Annotated in this window: 18 protein-coding genes; 9 read left to right on the forward strand and 9 right to left on the reverse strand. The window is 48.2% G+C overall.

The features are described 5' to 3' along the window. Position 1: 1 nt before the first annotated feature. Both DN599_RS16540 and DN599_RS16545 read left to right on the forward strand, forming a co-directional pair. The gene (locus DN599_RS16540) at positions 2-571 is read left to right on the forward strand and encodes a cytochrome c oxidase assembly protein (protein ID WP_110458705.1); all 570 of its coding nucleotides are present in this window, start codon (positions 2-4) and stop codon (positions 569-571) included. Next, positions 568-1,443 carry a cytochrome c oxidase subunit 3 gene (locus DN599_RS16545; protein WP_110458706.1) on the forward strand — a complete coding sequence of 292 codons (876 nt, stop codon included), beginning with the start codon at positions 568-570 and terminating at the stop codon, positions 1,441-1,443. Before DN599_RS16540 ends, DN599_RS16545 begins: the two co-directional genes overlap by 4 nt. Here the strand turns inward: DN599_RS16545 and DN599_RS16550 are convergent, their stop codons facing one another. Beyond that, positions 1,444-1,662 carry a DUF2909 family protein gene (locus DN599_RS16550; protein WP_110458707.1) on the reverse strand — a complete coding sequence of 73 codons (219 nt, stop codon included), beginning with the start codon at positions 1,660-1,662 and terminating at the stop codon, positions 1,444-1,446. It lies immediately after the preceding gene. Here DN599_RS16550 and DN599_RS16555 point away from each other — a divergent pair. The 5 genes from DN599_RS16555 (at position 1,661) to DN599_RS16575 (ending at position 5,673) form a co-directional block, all read left to right on the forward strand. Beyond that, positions 1,661-2,395: an SURF1 family protein gene (locus DN599_RS16555; RefSeq protein ID WP_110458708.1), complete on the forward strand. Its 735-nt coding sequence runs from the start codon at positions 1,661-1,663 to the stop codon at positions 2,393-2,395. The two genes, DN599_RS16550 and DN599_RS16555, sit on opposite strands and share 2 nt — an antisense overlap. Positions 2,396-2,586: 191 nt before the next feature. Next, positions 2,587-3,132, forward strand: coding sequence for a hypothetical protein (locus DN599_RS16560; protein WP_110458709.1), 546 nt, complete (start codon positions 2,587-2,589; stop codon positions 3,130-3,132). Then, on the forward strand, positions 3,132-4,115 hold the full coding sequence (locus DN599_RS16565) for a COX15/CtaA family protein (protein ID WP_110458710.1): 984 nt from the start codon (positions 3,132-3,134) through the stop codon (positions 4,113-4,115). The genes DN599_RS16560 and DN599_RS16565 overlap by 1 nt, the downstream gene beginning before the upstream one ends. Before the next feature lie 11 nt (positions 4,116-4,126). Then, positions 4,127-5,029: a heme o synthase gene (cyoE, locus tag DN599_RS16570; RefSeq protein ID WP_110458711.1), complete on the forward strand. Its 903-nt coding sequence runs from the start codon at positions 4,127-4,129 to the stop codon at positions 5,027-5,029. Then, positions 5,020-5,673: an SCO family protein gene (locus tag DN599_RS16575; protein ID WP_110458712.1), complete on the forward strand. Its 654-nt coding sequence runs from the start codon at positions 5,020-5,022 to the stop codon at positions 5,671-5,673. Before cyoE ends, DN599_RS16575 begins: the two co-directional genes overlap by 10 nt. A 46-nt stretch (positions 5,674-5,719) precedes the next feature. Here the strand turns inward: DN599_RS16575 and DN599_RS16580 are convergent, their stop codons facing one another. Further along, positions 5,720-6,766, reverse strand: coding sequence for a polysaccharide deacetylase family protein (locus DN599_RS16580; RefSeq protein ID WP_110458713.1), 1,047 nt, complete (start codon positions 6,764-6,766; stop codon positions 5,720-5,722). 22 nt (positions 6,767-6,788) lie between these two features. On the opposite strand from DN599_RS16580, the gene DN599_RS16585 reads away from it, so the two are divergent. Then, positions 6,789-8,132, forward strand: coding sequence for an MATE family efflux transporter (locus DN599_RS16585; RefSeq protein WP_110458714.1), 1,344 nt, complete (start codon positions 6,789-6,791; stop codon positions 8,130-8,132). Between the two features lie 109 nt (positions 8,133-8,241). On the opposite strand, the gene nfuA is transcribed toward DN599_RS16585, so the two are convergent. Beyond that, positions 8,242-8,820: a Fe-S biogenesis protein NfuA gene (nfuA, locus tag DN599_RS16590; protein WP_110458715.1), complete on the reverse strand. Its 579-nt coding sequence runs from the start codon at positions 8,818-8,820 to the stop codon at positions 8,242-8,244. 204 nt (positions 8,821-9,024) lie between these two features. On the opposite strand from nfuA, the gene DN599_RS16595 reads away from it, so the two are divergent. Next, positions 9,025-11,565 carry a M14 family zinc carboxypeptidase gene (locus DN599_RS16595; RefSeq protein WP_239473336.1) on the forward strand — a complete coding sequence of 847 codons (2,541 nt, stop codon included), beginning with the start codon at positions 9,025-9,027 and terminating at the stop codon, positions 11,563-11,565. Between the two features lie 106 nt (positions 11,566-11,671). Here DN599_RS16595 and gltS read toward each other — a convergent pair whose 3' ends face one another. The 6 genes from gltS to DN599_RS16625 all read right to left on the reverse strand — a co-directional run bounded on the left by gltS (position 11,672) and on the right by DN599_RS16625 (position 16,413). After that, positions 11,672-12,895: a sodium/glutamate symporter gene (gene gltS / locus DN599_RS16600; RefSeq protein WP_110458717.1), complete on the reverse strand. Its 1,224-nt coding sequence runs from the start codon at positions 12,893-12,895 to the stop codon at positions 11,672-11,674. A 273-nt stretch (positions 12,896-13,168) separates the two neighbouring features. Further along, a complete protein-coding gene (locus DN599_RS19015) occupies positions 13,169-13,543 on the reverse strand; it encodes a DUF2986 domain-containing protein (protein ID WP_239473337.1) in 375 nt (124 codons plus the stop codon). Between the two features lie 7 nt (positions 13,544-13,550). Then, on the reverse strand, positions 13,551-13,715 hold the full coding sequence (locus DN599_RS16610) for a YqaE/Pmp3 family membrane protein (RefSeq protein WP_110458718.1): 165 nt from the start codon (positions 13,713-13,715) through the stop codon (positions 13,551-13,553). 21 nt (positions 13,716-13,736) lie between these two features. Continuing rightward, the gene (locus DN599_RS16615) at positions 13,737-14,411 is read right to left on the reverse strand and encodes a TIGR01621 family pseudouridine synthase (protein ID WP_110458719.1); all 675 of its coding nucleotides are present in this window, start codon (positions 14,409-14,411) and stop codon (positions 13,737-13,739) included. A gap of 15 nt (positions 14,412-14,426) precedes the next feature. Beyond that, positions 14,427-15,686 (reverse strand): sensor histidine kinase, encoded by a 1,260-nt coding sequence (locus DN599_RS16620; protein WP_110458720.1) that lies wholly within the window; start codon positions 15,684-15,686, stop codon positions 14,427-14,429. Between the two features lie 49 nt (positions 15,687-15,735). After that, positions 15,736-16,413, reverse strand: coding sequence for a response regulator transcription factor (locus DN599_RS16625; RefSeq protein ID WP_110458721.1), 678 nt, complete (start codon positions 16,411-16,413; stop codon positions 15,736-15,738). Position 16,414 lies beyond the last annotated feature (1 nt).

Genomic DNA, 16,414 nt, shown 5'->3' on the forward strand with positions numbered 1-16,414 from the left:
CATGTCCCAGCCCACGGCAACATCGAACCGCAAGCTGATCATCTGGCTAATGACTGGTGCCATAGGCATGTTTGGCTTTGGATTTGCCTTGGTGCCGTTATACGACGTGCTGTGTGAACAATTGGGGATTAACGGTAAAACACAATCGACAGCGTCGACTTACAAGCCAATGACCATAGATACGTCGCGAGTGATAACCGTCGAATTTATGGCTAACATACAACAGGATATGCCATGGGAATTTACGCCCGAAGTCAAACGTATGCAGGTTCACCCTGGTGAGCTTGTACGCACCAACTTTAACGCTAAGAGCCTAGCGCTCGCGACCACCGTAGGCCAAGCCATTCCCTCGGTTTCACCTGGGCAGGGGGCAGCCTACTTTAATAAAACCGAGTGTTTCTGCTTTAATCAGCAGCTGTTAGCGGCGCAAGGTAGTGCTGCATTACCGCTAATTTTCTATGTCGATCCCGATCTACCAGACACGATATCGACGCTGACACTTTCCTATACTCTCTACAACATTACCGACAAGGGTTATGTCGGCGCTGTTGAGCAAGGAGCGGCAAAATGACCACTAAACACGAACACTATTATGTGCCAGCGCAAAGTGCCTGGCCCATAATAGGCGCCATCGGGCTATTTTTAATCGCCTTTGGGGCAGGTACTTATATACAGCAGCTCAATAGCGAGCAATCGAGCGGCGGTTATATTCTGACTGCCGGAATTGCAGTGATTGTGTATATGATTTTTGGCTGGTTCAGAACCGTGATTGACGAATCGATGGCTGGACTCTATTCGAAACAGATGGACAGATCGTTTCGCCAAGGGATGAGCTGGTTTATTTTTTCGGAGGTGATGTTTTTTGCCGCTTTTTTTGGCGCGTTACTCTATGCCCGTATGATAGCCGTGCCATGGCTAGGCGGAGCCTCCAATAACGCCATGACACACGAAGTGTTGTGGCCTACCTTTGAAGCGATGTGGCCCTTGGTCACCACGCCAGATGGCACCAAAACCCAAGTAATGGGGTGGACGGGCTTACCACTGTACAACACCATCATATTACTCACATCATCGGTCACCTTACACTTTGCCCATGTTAGTCTCGAAAAGGGGAAACGCACCGCCCTCACCCTGTGGTTGGGGCTGACCATCTTACTCGGGTTGGCCTTCTTACTGTTACAGGTTGAAGAATATGCTCATGCTTATCAGGAGATGGGGCTGACCCTCTCCTCTGGCGTTTATGGCAACACCTTTTTCTTGCTCACCGGTTTCCACGGCATGCACGTGACCTTAGGCACCATCTTCTTATTGGTGTTGTTTTTTAGAGTGTTAAAAGGTCACTTCACCCCAGATAAACACTTTGCTTTTCAGGCGGGCAGTTGGTATTGGCATTTTGTCGATGTGGTCTGGCTATGCTTATTTATTTTTGTGTATGTGCTGTAGCTAATAAGGCCTAGGGTTGGGAGTAATTAGCCCCAACCCTAGTGCTAGTAGCAGCAGTAGGATCACCAATAGCGAAAACAATACCCGGCGGCCTAAATATTGGCTCATGGGGATCTTACTTTCCCCTTTCACTAAGATAAACAACGCACGCCCAAGATTAAAAATGATGAAAAAAAGCAGTAATACTAATGCCACTTTAAATAGCAATATTGCACTCATGCAGGCTCCTAAACGTGGGTTGTCATGGACAACGGCCTTAGTTGTTTGTATTACTGTGCTGGTGTTTAGCATCTTGGTCAAGCTCGGGTTTTGGCAACTCAGCCGTGCCGATGAAAAAGCCGCATGGCAGCAGCAATTAACCGCTCGCCAAGCATCGGCGCCGCTGTCATATCCTCAACTGCTGACTATGACAACAGACACGGCCTTAACCGGTTACCGTTTACAGGTCGACGTCAGCCCAACCGCTTCCCCCATTATTATGCTCGACAACCAAGTCTATAACGGCACTGTGGGGTATTTGGTGCTGCAAGTGATGCAAGTCGCTCCTCATGAAACGGCATTACTGGTTGAGTTAGGTTTTGTCCCTGGCGGCATAGATCGGCGCGCCTTACCTCAAGTGCAGCCAATCACGAGCTCAGTTTCCTTAAGCGGTAGGCTATATCAAAAATCTCTCAACCCGCTGAGCGAGCAACTATTTGCTGAGTCTGGTGATCCTATGCGAATTCAAAACCTCAATATTACCGCACTGCAGCAGCAGTTACAGCGCCGCTTGGCCCCTGTGGTCTTGCAGCCCACCTCTAGGCTACCAACTGAACTGGCACACCCTTGGCAGCCCATCCCCTTGAGTGCTCACAAGCATCACGGCTATGCATTACAGTGGTTTGCAATGGCGGCCGCCTTCGCCTTACTCATGGGGTATGTATGGATAAGAAAAATAAAAACAATAAGTTAGCGTCAAAATAAATAACGAAACCAGGTGATATTGAGCAGTTGCTTAACATCACAAGACCTTGTAGGTTAGAACATAAATACAGCGATTATCGATACCGTACCCTGTAATCACTTCCTAGCCGTCTCGGGAAGTTGGCCTTTTTCTGCGCTGAGTCCATGTCAGCCACAAAGTGATCAACAAGAGGAGCTAAGATGAACTCCCCCAAACGTAAAAGCACTAAACCATTATTGATACTGCTACTGGTATTTGTGCTACCTGTGGTGGCGGCTAAGTTGGTGCTCAGCATGAACCTGTATCACGGTGGAGCGACCAACAAGGGCGAACTGCTGATGCCTGATACCACATATAGCCAGCTCGACATGAGTAACCCTCATCCCAAATCATGGCAGATGATCTACTTGTTACCAGCACACTGTGATAGCCCTTGCCTCAACCGTCTGTATATTTTACACCAAAGTCATATTGCCCTAGGGCGTGACCAATTAAGAGTCACCCCCATTATTTTGCTGCAAGAAAATAGCGATCGCTCCGCTCTCGAGGGGTTTGACTTTGCTACCGCCAAGGCCAGTCGTGACGTTAGCGCACTACTGGCGCAGCAACAGCTGATCATTGTCGACCCCCTTGGGGCTATGGTGATGCGTTATCAGCAGGTGGACACTAAAGATCAGCAAGTATTACTAGGTAAGGCCATGGTTGCAGATTTACGCAAGATGCTTAAATTATCGAGGATAGGCTAATGCAGATGACGCCACTGCTAAAACTCACATTAGTATTTACCTTATGTGTCATCTTAATGGGCGCTTATACCCGCTTGTCTGATGCTGGGCTTGGTTGCCCAGACTGGCCCGGTTGCTACGGCATGCTAAAAGTGCCCACACAAAGCCATGAACTAAGCCAAGTGCAGCAAGCCTTCCCCGAGCATACGGTCGATACCCAAAAAGCCTGGCTAGAGATGATACACCGCTATATTGCTGGTGCCCTTGGGCTGCTGGTGCTGTATATCTTGTATATCAGTTTTAAAATTCAAGATGCCCCTAAAAAACTGCCCAGCGTTATCGCACTACTGATCCTATTTCAGGCGGCACTAGGCATGTGGACTGTCACCATGCAGCTGATGCCTATAGTGGTGATGTCACACCTCATTGGCGGCTTTAGCTTACTGTCGCTGTTATGGATCTTGTATTTACGCACCACACCGTTGCGCATTGTAGGGGGAGATCCTCAAGTGAGAAAGCTCGCACCCTTCGCGCTACTCTGCCTTGTCGTGTTAGTGCTGCAAATCATGCTTGGCGGCTGGACCTCATCTAATTACGCCGCCCTCGCCTGTACTGCGTTACCCATCTGCGAGGGCGACTGGCTCAATAATCTGCAACCCCTGCAAGCGTTCAACTTGTTCTACCAAACAGAAGGCAGCTACGAATTTGGGGTGCTCGATTACGCATCACGCATGACCATACATGTCACGCACCGGATGGGCGCGATTATCACCGCCACACTGCTTCTCTGGCTCGCCTATCGGCTATTGATACAGGCACGTTCGGCCATGATTAAGCGCAGCGCTTGGGTGCTTATCACCTTGTTGATAATACAAGTGGGGCTGGGAATCGCCAATGTCGTGCTGCATCTGCCGCTCGGCATTGCCGTGGCTCACAACGCGGGGGCAGCTTTATTGCTGCTGACCATGATCTTTATTAATTACACCCTGTGGCGTAAAGCATAAGCGAGGCAGCGATGACAAAACCGATAACCCTCAGCAACCCAGCAGCCAGCCATATTCAATGGCGCGCCTATTTAGAGATGACCAAGCCTAAAGTGGTGGCGTTAATGTTACTTACGGTATTGGTGGGTATGTGCTTAGCCGTGCCAGGGGCTGTCCCTCTGCAACCTTTGGTTGCTGGCCTTGTGGGTATCGGCATGATGGCTGGGGCGGCTGCAGCCTATAATCATCTTATTGATCGCCGTATAGATGGTCTCATGGCGCGCACCTACAATCGCCCTCTGCCGAAAGGCCGTATCTCCATCGTTAAAGCGATGATATTTGCTACCACTATGGCATTGCTGGGCTTTATCCTTTTGTATGCCTTGGTGAATCCACTCACCGCTTGGTTAACATTTGCCAGTCTCGTTGGCTACGCGGTGATCTACACCGCCTACCTAAAGCGCGCTACACCACAAAATATTGTCGTAGGCGGGCTCGCAGGCGCCATGCCACCACTATTAGGTTGGACCGCCATCACCGGCGAATTTCATGCTAATGCCCTGTTATTGGTGATCATCATTTTTGCCTGGACCCCGCCCCACTTTTGGGCATTGGCTATCCACCGTAAAACCGAATATGCCAAGGTGGATGTGCCCATGCTGCCGGTGACTCACGGCGTTGAGTTTACTAAAACCTGTATCTTGCTCTATACCATATTATTGGCGCTTGCCTGCCTTTATCCTGTGCTGGTTGGTATGTGCGGCCCGCTCTACTTAATCGGTTCGACACTGCTTAGCTGTGGCTTTATCTACAAGGCGTGGCAGCTCAAATATCGCGATAAGCCGGAATTAGCAATGCAAGTGTTTCGATTTTCCATTTACCATCTCATGGCCTTATTTTTAATTTTGTTAGTCGACCACTATTTATGGAGTTAACGCCTGTGAAAAAAATTGTGCTGCTGGGCATACTACTGGTGTGTGCAACATTGGGGGCGATAACCGCTTATACACTTAACCAAACAGCGACGCCGCCATTAAGCTTAACCACCAGCTATTTATATCCCACTAAACGGCCTTTATCACAGTTCAACTTAGTTGACCAACATGGGCAAGCATTTACCAACCAACACTTATTACATAAATGGAGCCTGGTGTTTGTCGGCTATACCTCATGCCCCGATGTGTGCCCTACTACGATGGCAAAACTGGCCGCCGCAGTGCAGAGCTTACCGCCTGAGCTGGATTTACAAGTGATCTTTTTATCTGTAGACCCGAGCCGTGATACGCCAGATAAGTTATTAGATTATGTGAATTTTTTTAATTCTGACTTTATAGGGGTCACCGCGCCGCACGCGCAGCTACTGCCGCTGACTCGCGAGCTTGGATTTGTTTATGCCATGGTTGGCGAGGGGGAGAATTATCAGGTAGATCATAGCGCCTCGATGACACTCATCTCACCACAAGGTGAACGCTACGCGACGGTTAAACCTAAGCTGACACAACTCAGCAGCCTGCCGCAGATCTCAACCCAAAACTTGGTCGCCGATCTGCAGCAACTCACCGCCAATGACACGCTGTAAACAGCAAGCTGCATCGCCCGCATGGATAACGCTAAGCTAACGCCCGCTACTCTTTAACCCAAGTACCGTCGTTTTTAGGTCGCACCCAAGCTTGGGAGAACCAATAGTAACGCCCACTTTGCTTACTGGGCGCAGTGCAGTTGTAGCGTGATCGACCTGGCGGCAGGTCGAGTCCTGCGCGCACAACAAACTCATCTTCACTTACCCACAGTGGCTTAGCGGCTCCCTGTCCTTGTATAAAGCACATCAACTGATGAGGGTAGATATCACTCATGTCTAACTTAACCTTCATCTCTGGACGCCAATCACCTAGCGCTAGCTCGGTATTCGCCGGAGACAATGCCAATACCGGCATGTTTAAACTGTACAACTTCACTTTTAAGCTAGACAGATCCGCATAGGCGCCCGCCACCGGGAAGCGAGGCAACGCCGTTAAGCTAGAATAATGGCCTGCGGCCCCCGATTGTTGCCCAAACCCGACAAAGCCTAGCTTGCTAAGCAATGCTTCTATCGCCGCGTTATATTCGCCATAAGGGTAAGCCAACATCTTCAAACTCTGACCCGTTTTCGCCACTATTTGCGCTTCGGTTGCCAACAGATTAGTTTCAATCCGCGTCAACCAATCGGATTCGGTTTCACCGTCGAGACGACGGATCAGATGCTCATGCCCCCAACTGTGGTTCGCCAACTCGACGCCATCAGCGGCTAACTGCTTCAAGGTCATCCAATTCATCACATCGCGATATTGCTGCTCTATTGGCTCGACAGCGATAAAGATGGTGTAAGGAAAACCATATTCTTTTAAAATTGGATGGGCATTATCGGCAATGTTTTGATAGCCATCATCGAAAGTGATCGCCACCGTTTTATCGGCAAAGGCTTTATCGGCTTTGAGTCCATCGACCACCTCTGACAGAGGGATAACGGTAAAGCCATTATCACTCAGGTAGGCCATCTGTTGACGAAACTCTAATGGCGTCACACTGGTGACTCTAGGTGTATCTTCTGACACATGATGATACTGTAAAATCACCACCGCCTGAGCCGAAAAGCTCAAGCAGCATATCAGCGTAACTAAAACGCGCTTTAACATATTAAGTAACCTCTGAGAATCTATGTCCCTAGTTAATTTACTGTTAGATAAACAGAAAAACAGGCATTTGCTTGCACTTGCGTTGCCCATGATTCTGTCAAACATTACCGTGCCCTTACTAGGCTTAGTCGATACGGCCGTGGTGGGACATCTGAGTAACGCTTATTATTTAGGGGGTGTTGCTGTTGGCTCAACCCTTATTACTTTGCTCTTATGGGTATTGGGATTTCTGCGCATGTCGACCACAGGTTTGGTAGCGCAGGCCTTCGGAGCTGGCGACACGCAAGCGCAATATCGACTGTTGTTGCAATCGGCCAGTTTAGCCCTATTACTCGGGACCGCGGCCATCTTATTTCAGTCGCCGATTATGACCTTGGCACTATCACTATCTGATGCGAGCGCCGAGGTACTCTATTACAGCCAGGCTTACTTTCACATACGGATCTGGTCGACTCCCTTTGCGCTGATGAACTTAGCCATGCTGGGGTGGCTCCTCGGAAGGCAGCAACCCAAAGCCGCCATGTGGCAACTGATCGCGGCCAATTGTACCAATATTTTATTGGATCTGTTATTTGTTATCGCATTCGATTGGGGCGTACAGGGTGCGGCATGGGCATCGGTATTTGCCGATATCACGGGCTTTGCGGTAGCGGCGACCATGGTATCCCGGGTGATTGCCAAACAGGGTGGCTTTCACCTACTCACTTTATGTCGCCAATTATCACTTCGCAGCTACCACAAACTTTTGGGACTCAATCGCGATATCTTTATTCGTAGCCTCTGCTTACAACTCACATTCGCCTTTATGACCTTCGAAGGCGCCAGCTTAGGCGATAATACCGTCGCTGCCAATGCGGTACTGCTCAACCTATTATTGCTAATTTCCTATGCCTTAGATGGTATCGCCTACTACGCCGAGGCTGAAGTGGGGCGGGCCTTTGGCGAACACAATCCACAGCGAATGTCAGATTCAGTGACATTAGCCACCCTTTGGTCAACCCTTGCTGCCCTGCTATTTGTATTATGCTTTGCCACATTAGGCGGACAATTTATTACCCTCCTCACCAGTATTGATGCGGTGCAGCAAGTGGCGCAAGAGTACCTGATCTGGGTGATATTCATGCCGCTTTTGGCGTTCGGATCTTACCTGTTTGATGGTGTTTATATTGGCGCAGCCGAAGGTGCCACCATGCGTAATAGCATGATATTGTCGACCTTTGGCGTGTTTTTTCCCACATGGTGGCTACTGCAAACCAGTGGTAATCATGCCTTATGGGCCGCGATGAGTGTGTTTATGCTTGCTAGAAGTGTCACTCTCGCATGGCATTATCACTACCGTTTAAAAACCAGATTGATGCAGGCCTAATACAAGCCACCACATACGATGCACCATTGGCGACAAAATAAAACGGGATGACCTAAGTCATCCCGTAATAAACGTCATCCTGCAGTAAGCAGAACTCACCCAATCAAGGTTACTGGTATGAATGGTCGCCATGCTGATGTTCTGTCACATCTCGTACACCAGTCAATTCGCCAGGGAACATATCAAGCAGTTGCTTCTCGATACCATCCTTCAGGGTCACATCAACCATAGAACAACCGTTACATCCACCACCAAATTGGAGTACTGCAACGCCTGCGGCATCGATTTCGACCAGCATGATATTACCACCATGGCTGGCCAGCTGTGGATTGATTTCAGATTGAATCACGTACTCGATACGCTCTTTCAATGGCGCATCATTATCGACTTTACGCATCTTGGCATTAGGCGCTTTGAGCGTCAGTTGCGAACCGAGTTGATCGGTGACGAAATCAATTGAGGCATCTTCCAGAAAAGGAGCGCTCTTTTCATCAACCATGGCATGAAAACCATTAAACTCTAGCTCGATATCATCGGCTTCAACGGCATCGGGTGGGCAATAAGACACGCCGCACTCTGCCGATGGAGTACCAGGGCTGATAACAAATACGCGAATATGAGTTCCTTCAGGCTGATCAGCGAGTAGCTTTACAAAATGTGCCTGAGCTGCATCGGAAATGGTGATCATTAAGACATGCTCCGTCAGGTTAAACCCGAGTGTTTTAGTAAGAATTACCACTATGATACTCCGACTCCTAACAGCTTTGTAGCCCCTATGGCGATTAGACAGTAATTTTTTGTCTAAAAAGTGTCGTATAAAGTGACGACTGGCTATGGTAACGATTTCATCGAGCTGTTAATTTAACCTTTATATACAATAATAAAGACTCTAATGATGCTGCGACTCTGCCTACTGCTGCTGTTTTTTACGCCACTCATTGCTCAAGCAGCATCGATTAATCAAAATGTGACTACCGCCACATCGGCTATAGCAACAACCTCGGCCATCGAATCACCGAGCCAGTTTTTAGGGTATCCACTAGGCAGCTGGCATCTACGACACGACCAAATAAACTTCTACCTCAAACAGTTGGCACGTCAAAGCCCTCGAGTAAGCCTAGAATCGACTGGCAGCAGCCATGAAGCTCGCTCACAACTCACGGCGGTGATTACCTCAGCCGCAAATCAAGCCAATCTTAAACAGATCATGGCTCAACGCGCCCAAGTTAAAAGCGGCCAGCCACAAACGGGCCCCTTGGTCATCTGGTTGGCCTATAGTATTCATGGTGATGAAGCCAGTGGTGCGCATGCCGCATTAACAGTGAGCCATCAACTCAGTAGCAGCCAAGAACCTTGGGTTATCGACTTGCTCGATAACGCTGTGGTACTCATCACCCCAACCCAAAACCCTGACGGTTTAGACCGCTTTTCTACTTGGGCCAATAACTACACAGGTAAAGTAAATAACAGTGATGGCAACCATAATGAACATCAACAAAATTGGCCTAGTGGGCGTTCAAATCATTATTTTGCCGACCTTAATCGTGACTGGCTGTTCTTGCGCCATCCGGAAACGCGCGCACGCATCGCCCTGTTTCATCGCTGGCACCCTCACTATGTTGGCGACTTTCATGAAATGGGCCACAACCAAAGTTACTTCTTTCAACCTGGAGTGCCTAAACGCACTCATCCGCTGACCCCAGAAGAAAACCAACGACTGACCCATCAACTAGCCGCCTACCATGCTAAGGCGCTCGATACACGGCAGCAACCCTATTTTAGCCAACAAATGTTTGATGACTTTTACTATGGTAAAGGTTCAACCTACCCTGATATCAATGGCTCTGTCGGGATGCTGTTTGAGCAGGCCAGTGTACGTGGGCAGCAACAGGAATCTGACAATGGCATGCTGGTTTTTGAGCAGGCAATTGCAAACCAAGTGGCGACGTCGTTTTCCAGTCTTAAAGGGGCGTTAGCACTTAAACAAGAGTTACAGCTGTTTCAAACACGCTTTTATCAACGCAAGGATAAGCATCAGCCTTCGGGGCGCGAAAGCGGCTTATTGATCAGCACGAGTCAAGATCCGGGCCGACGCGATGACTTAGCCCAGGTGTTACAGCAGCATCAGATCCTATTTTTTTACCTGCGAGAAGGTCTGCGCCAAGGACGCCATGATTACGCGCCGCGCGATAGCCTATTTATCCCAATTAATCAGCCGCAAAAAAGCTTACTACTGGCACTATTTGATCAACGCACCGAATTCGACGATGCCACCTTTTATGATGTCTCCAGTTGGAACTTCACCTACGCCTATAATTTACAACTGGCCCGTGATGTCAGCCTAGATGTGGATACACTAAGCAGCCAACGCCCGCTTGACGCGCCACTAAGCATTGCTGCTGACAGCGTAGCCGTGCTCATTGATTGGCGACAACATCATGCGGCGACCGTACTACAGCAGCTCCTTAGTCATGGGGTTAAAGTAAAATTTGCCGCCAAACCATTCAGCATCATGACCTCAGCAGGTGCGAGCGATTTTACCGCTGGCACATTGCAAATCCCCTTAGGTCGTCAAACCATGGCTAGCGCACCATTAAGAGAACTGCTTATTTCGCTCGCCACTCACCATCGTCTCACCATGGCCACGGTTACCAGTAGCCGCGCGTTATCAGGTATCGATTTAGGCAGTCCCGATTTTCACCCTATTGCGCCAATCAAAGCAGTGGTGATCACAGGTTATGGTACCTCGGCGTCAGAAGTGGGTGAGCTAGGGTATTTTATGGATCAACATTTGGCGGCGCCGCTCACCCAAGTGGATGTGTCTCGCTTGCCTAGTCTGCCTCTTAACCGATACACCCATCTGTTTCTTGCCGATGGCAGCTATCAAAATATCGATGAAAAGCTCGCCCGTAAACTGGGACAGTTTGTTAATAATGGCGGAGTGATCGTGGCGCAAAAGGGCGCCTTAAGCTGGCTAAGCAAAGGCAACTTATTAAAGAGTGATGTGAGAAATCCACGGGCATTTGAACAGTTATTTGCCACTGACGGCATGCGCTTTGACGAGCAAGCGACACTAAGGGCACGCAAGGCGATTGGCGGAGCCATATTGGCACTGGATCTCGATACCTCTCACCCGATCAATTTCGGCCTACAAGGCAACATTCTGCCGATACTCAAGAATAAGCCACTGGGATTACTCGCCGGTTCAAGCTCTTTTACCACCGCCGCAAGTTATGCTGATGAACCGCTATTGGATGGCTATCTGGCAACAGAATATCAGCGCAGCTTCAGCCAAACCCCTGCCATCCGAGTTGAACGCCATGGTCAGGGAGCCATAGTGGCGCTAACCGATAACCTACTGTTTAGAAATAGCTGGCTCGACGCGCAAAAGGTCTACAGTAACAGCCTCTACTTCATTCCGGCGCTGCACTGAAGCCACCTATTTACTGCTTAACGACAAACGGCACTTACTTGAGTAAGTGCCGTTTGTCGTTAAGTCGTTTAAGCAAAGCGAGCAACATGGCGCGCCATGCTAATGTTTACATGATAAAGCTCAAATAGCCTTTTAAAATCACTACATTGACGATATCGATAAAGAAAGCACCAACAATGGGCACCACCATAAAGGCTTGTGGCGAAGGCCCTGTTCTCGAGACTAATGCCCCCATATTCATCACTGCGGTTGGCGTCGCCCCCATACCAAAACCACAGTGACCACCCGCCATTACTGCGGCATCATAATTACTGCCCATCAGTTTAAAGGTAACAAAGTAGGCAAATAGCGCTAACACTACCGTTTGAATCAGTAAAATAATCAATAGCGGCACCGCGAGGTCAAAAATTTCCCACAGCTTTAAGTTCATCAATGCCATCGCCAAAAACAGCGATAAAGACACGGTACCAATCACATCTACGCTTTCGCTATTAATTTTATAGCCACGCGATAACTCAGTGATATTGGTGATCATCACGCCAAAAAACAATGCATAAACAAAGTCAGGCATTCGTAACCAGTTGAGTTCGAACATACTCACCAACGAGCTAAACCATTTTGCTCCGCCCACACATAGCAGCAAAATAAACAGCACCTCAAGAATACTCTTAGCGGTAACTCGGTCTTCTTCTAACTGATCATAGGTCACTAAATCTGGGTGATCTTTATGATGGTTGCCACCCACACCATAAGAGGATACTAGGCCATGCTTATTGATGAGTCGCTGTGCAACAGGGCCACCGATAATACCGCCCATTACGAGGCCAAACGTGGCTGCCGCCATCGCAAACTCAAGGGTATTGATGCCGTAGTTTTCAGAGAACGTTTGCGCCCAAGCGGCACCCGTACCGTGGCCACCCGACAGGGTTATTGACCCTGCAATCAACCCCATTAGAGGTTCTAGCCCTAACGCGGTAGCCATACCAACCCCCACCGCATTTTGAATCACGATATATAAAGAGGCGATACCTAAAAAGAGAAAAACCTTAGTGCCGCCTTTCATCAATAACTTATAACTTGCCGCTAATCCTACTGTGGCAAAAAACATCATCATCAAGGTGTTCTGCATCGACAGCGTAAACTCTAACGAGATCTGATTAAAATGCAGTATGGCGATAACCGCTGCGATGATTAAACCACCCACAATCGGTTCTGGGATATTATATTTTTTAAATACAGATACATGACGATTAACTGAGTGACCGAGAAAGAGGACTAAAATAGCCACCAAAAAAGACTCGAGCTCTCCAACAGAATAAACAGTATTCATAACACTCCTATTTCGGCAAAACCGTCCGCAACGACCGATACTACAGCGTCTATCGCGGCCTCACCTTGTGCGCTAAACTCATAACAAAATAAGTCCGCGGTTAAAACAATCCCATTTGGTGAGTTAACGATTGATTAAGCATAATCGGTAACCGCCACGCGCTATACAAATACGCCAACAGAGTAACTCTGCAACGCATCCGAGCGATTTCTATAAATGGATGATTATCTCAGTGACTGGAAAATGAAATTGGGTAAATTTATGCGCTTAGTGCTAAGACGCATTTTCGGATGAATGTTCAATCTCAACCGCTAAACGCTCACGTTCAGCCTTCGAAATATACTTAGGCTTGCCCGTGTGGTGCAGCTTAGCATTGGCTTTCTTGGCCTTAGCTTTCAGGGTTTGATTGATTTTTTTCTTTCTATTCATGACGGCGAGTATACCCCAAAAAAGCTCATTTGTGAGCTTGCACCGCTGCGTCAGTACATTTTTACGCCAAATTTTACCCCATACAATTATGTGATCTAACTCAAAATCGCAAGTCACCTTAAAGGTTAAGTAATTTAAAATCAGGCAGTAACGAAAAAAACCATCCTGAAAATCACCCACAAAAAAGCACAGCCTTAACTGTGCTTTTGTTTTCATCATCTGCTTATCATTTAGTCACTACCCAAAGTGCATGCAGCATTCCGGGGATAAAAAATAGCAAACATAGGATCACATTGATCAACAGATCTTGGCCAACGCCACTTTTTAAAAATACGGCAACTGGGGGCAATAAGATGGCAATAATCACCAGTAATAATTTATTTGTATCCATTTTAGCCTCTTCCTTTTGTCATCATTTTTGCTTTGGCCAAGCTAACAACTCAGGCTCAGCCCATGTGTGTAACTGACGCTTAATGGCCTCATGGCCAAACCATTCACCCGATGTCGGCGCTACTAAGTAAGAATACATGTTTCCTGACCACTCAAAATGTAAACCATAGGCGTGTAAGTAACCCCGATCCGCGGTCGCGCCACCATAAAGCTCATCCCCTAAAATAGGCACACCGATACTGGCCAACGCTACGCGTAACTGGTGCGTCTTACCACTTAATGGTTTCAGCAAATAGAGCCGCAGACCTTCGTCAACCGACTGCGAAAAAAACTGCGTCACCGCCGGATTTTCAATGCTACGTAGTAATTTATACATGCTACGGCGCGACTTTGCCATATCGCCAACAATACTGCCCTGCTTCTTCTTAGGTTTCCCCTTCGCCAGCGCGAGGTAATATTTCTGAATTTGGTGCGCAGTAAACATCGCCGTAAAACGGGCCGCAGCTTGGCTACTTTTAGCAAACAACAATAGCCCAGAGGTCATGGTGTCGAGCCGATGCACAGAATAGAGCTTAATCGCTAAATCTAGCTCAATCTGCGCCATCACGCCGGCGCTACCATCTTGACTGTGAAAATGCACCTTGGGCGACTTGTCGATCACTAAAAAATCGACTTCATCGGCAATGATTTGATACATATTGACCTATGTAGATTAGGAGAATTCAATGGTGACAATCAACCCAGGTTGATTGTCGCTAAGAGTAATACGCGCATTATGACGCTGCAGAATGGCTTTCACTAGCGATAACCCTAACCCGGTGCCTTTATGGTGACGACTTGGATCAAGCCGTACTAAGCGATCAAACACCTTTTCGGTCGCCTCTGGCGGAATACCTGGGCCATTATCGATAATTTGAACTTGGTTGCCACGCTGTACTATCTGCACGCTGGCGCCTTGGCCTGCATACTTAATCGCATTATCGACCAGATTAAATAAAGCTTGGAACAACAGGTATTTATCACCCATCACCGTATAATCGTCAGCGGTCTGCAGCGACAATGTTTGCTCGTTAAGCTCCGCCATTGCATCCGCCATCTCATATAAATCACTACACATGGCTTGTAGACTTAGAGGCTGTAACTCGAGAATTTGCTGCCCTTCTTCGATACGAGTTAACGACAACATAGCATCAAAGGTAGCTAAACAATCGTCCAGCTCTTCAGTTAAAATTGCGCAGGCTTCGCCGAGCTCATCGGCCGACTTATTCGGCAGTTGTTCTATCCCCATGCGCAGATGCGACAAAGGAGTACGTAAATCGTGCGCGATATTATCGGTAGCCCCTCGCACCGCGTTAAGGTTGTTTTCTAGCGTGTCGAGCACGCCATTAAACTTACCCGCCAGCATGTCAAATTCATCTTGGCGCCAACTCACGGGTAACCGTGTCGAATACTCCCCTTTTTCAATACGCCGGCTTAAGCGATTGTACTGCACTAAGCGGCGGAGAATAGCCTTAGAAAACAAGTAACCTAGGGCTAAGGTTAATACGATCGTCAACATCAGAGCGGTGATCGCCGCGTTCACAAATCGCTCGATGAGGGTCGCTAGCTGGTCGGTTCGCGTGGCAATTAACACTGGACCATAACGGGTGATAACTAAGCCACCGGTTAAAATATGCAGCTTGTCTGCGCCCCCCGCCAAAATAGGAAACTCTCGGGTTTCAGGCAAAATAGGCATATCGTCAGGCATAAGGCTCAAGGCCCCGACAAGATCGAGCGAGCTACGCCACACCACTAAGGCGGTTTTAGGATCGGCGGTACGGATTTGAGTCGCAAAACTGCGTCTATCGAGCGTCAGCGCCATCTGTTGATAGCGCTGTTTTTCTGCCGCTAAATGCTGATTGGTTTGCAGATCTTGCTCGTTTATCAGCTGGCGATACATACCAAATAGCAAGGTGCCGATGATCAAGGTCACTAAACCTGAAAAGATGATAGTGATCCGCCAGGCACTACTCTGGTAAGGCTTAATGCCCTTGACGTAGGCGATAACCAGCCCCTCGAACGGTTTCGATTAACTCACCAAAACCAAGCTCTTCAAACTTGCGACGCAGCTTAGCAATATGCACATCAATCACATTGGTGCGCGGATCGAAGTGATAGTCCCATACCGCTTCAAACAGTAAGGTACGACTGATCACCTGATTAGGATGTTCCATCAAGTACTTAAGTAGTTGGAATTCTTTTGGTTGCAACAGGATCTCATGGCCAGCTAAGGTCACTTTACGCGTTAGTAGTTCCATCACCAAATTGCCGACGGCTAATTCGGTGTGCGCAGGGGCAGAGTTACCTCGCTGCATCAGTTTTTCTGCACGCACTAACAGCTCAGAAAAGGCAAAGGGCTTAGTCATGTAATCATCGCCGCCGGCTCTAAGCCCCTTAACTCGCTCATCTACGTGGCTAAGGGCCGATAAGATAAGCACTGGGGTTTGATTACCCGTTGCTCGTAGCGCGGCTAATACCTTGAGTCCGTCAAGCTGGGGCAACATACGGTCTAAGATAATCAGATCGTATTGCATACTCGTGGCAAGCAGCAGACCTTGATGGCCATCGCTTGCGGTTTCAATATTGTGCCCCTGTTCGGTAAAGCCTTTCACCACATAATCAATTGTGGTGGCATCATCTTCTACGAGCAATATTTTCATT

It is taken from the genome of Shewanella algidipiscicola, assembly GCF_900380485.1.
GTDB lineage: Bacteria > Pseudomonadota > Gammaproteobacteria > Enterobacterales > Shewanellaceae > Shewanella > Shewanella algidipiscicola.

What these genes read in the sequence shown, in the direction of transcription:
- DN599_RS16540 (WP_110458705.1), top strand. Translation starts at nt 2, where the DNA reads ATGTCCCAGCCCACGGCAACATCGAACCGCAAGCTGATCATCTGGCTA.
- DN599_RS16545 (WP_110458706.1), top strand. Translation starts at nt 568, where the DNA reads ATGACCACTAAACACGAACACTATTATGTGCCAGCGCAAAGTGCCTGG.
- DN599_RS16555 (WP_110458708.1), top strand. Translation starts at nt 1,661, where the DNA reads ATGCAGGCTCCTAAACGTGGGTTGTCATGGACAACGGCCTTAGTTGTT.
- DN599_RS16550 (WP_110458707.1), bottom strand. Translation starts at nt 1,662, where the DNA reads ATGAGTGCAATATTGCTATTTAAAGTGGCATTAGTATTACTGCTTTTT.
- DN599_RS16560 (WP_110458709.1), top strand. Translation starts at nt 2,587, where the DNA reads ATGAACTCCCCCAAACGTAAAAGCACTAAACCATTATTGATACTGCTA.
- DN599_RS16565 (WP_110458710.1), top strand. Translation starts at nt 3,132, where the DNA reads ATGCAGATGACGCCACTGCTAAAACTCACATTAGTATTTACCTTATGT.
- cyoE (WP_110458711.1), top strand. Translation starts at nt 4,127, where the DNA reads ATGACAAAACCGATAACCCTCAGCAACCCAGCAGCCAGCCATATTCAA.
- DN599_RS16575 (WP_110458712.1), top strand. Translation starts at nt 5,020, where the DNA reads ATGGAGTTAACGCCTGTGAAAAAAATTGTGCTGCTGGGCATACTACTG.
- DN599_RS16580 (WP_110458713.1), bottom strand. Translation starts at nt 6,766, where the DNA reads ATGTTAAAGCGCGTTTTAGTTACGCTGATATGCTGCTTGAGCTTTTCG.
- DN599_RS16585 (WP_110458714.1), top strand. Translation starts at nt 6,789, where the DNA reads ATGTCCCTAGTTAATTTACTGTTAGATAAACAGAAAAACAGGCATTTG.
- nfuA (WP_110458715.1), bottom strand. Translation starts at nt 8,820, where the DNA reads ATGATCACCATTTCCGATGCAGCTCAGGCACATTTTGTAAAGCTACTC.
- DN599_RS16595 (WP_239473336.1), top strand. Translation starts at nt 9,025, where the DNA reads ATGATGCTGCGACTCTGCCTACTGCTGCTGTTTTTTACGCCACTCATT.
- gltS (WP_110458717.1), bottom strand. Translation starts at nt 12,895, where the DNA reads ATGAATACTGTTTATTCTGTTGGAGAGCTCGAGTCTTTTTTGGTGGCT.
- DN599_RS19015 (WP_239473337.1), bottom strand. Translation starts at nt 13,543, where the DNA reads ATGATGAAAACAAAAGCACAGTTAAGGCTGTGCTTTTTTGTGGGTGAT.
- DN599_RS16610 (WP_110458718.1), bottom strand. Translation starts at nt 13,715, where the DNA reads ATGGATACAAATAAATTATTACTGGTGATTATTGCCATCTTATTGCCC.
- DN599_RS16615 (WP_110458719.1), bottom strand. Translation starts at nt 14,411, where the DNA reads ATGTATCAAATCATTGCCGATGAAGTCGATTTTTTAGTGATCGACAAG.
- DN599_RS16625 (WP_110458721.1), bottom strand. Translation starts at nt 16,413, where the DNA reads ATGAAAATATTGCTCGTAGAAGATGATGCCACCACAATTGATTATGTG.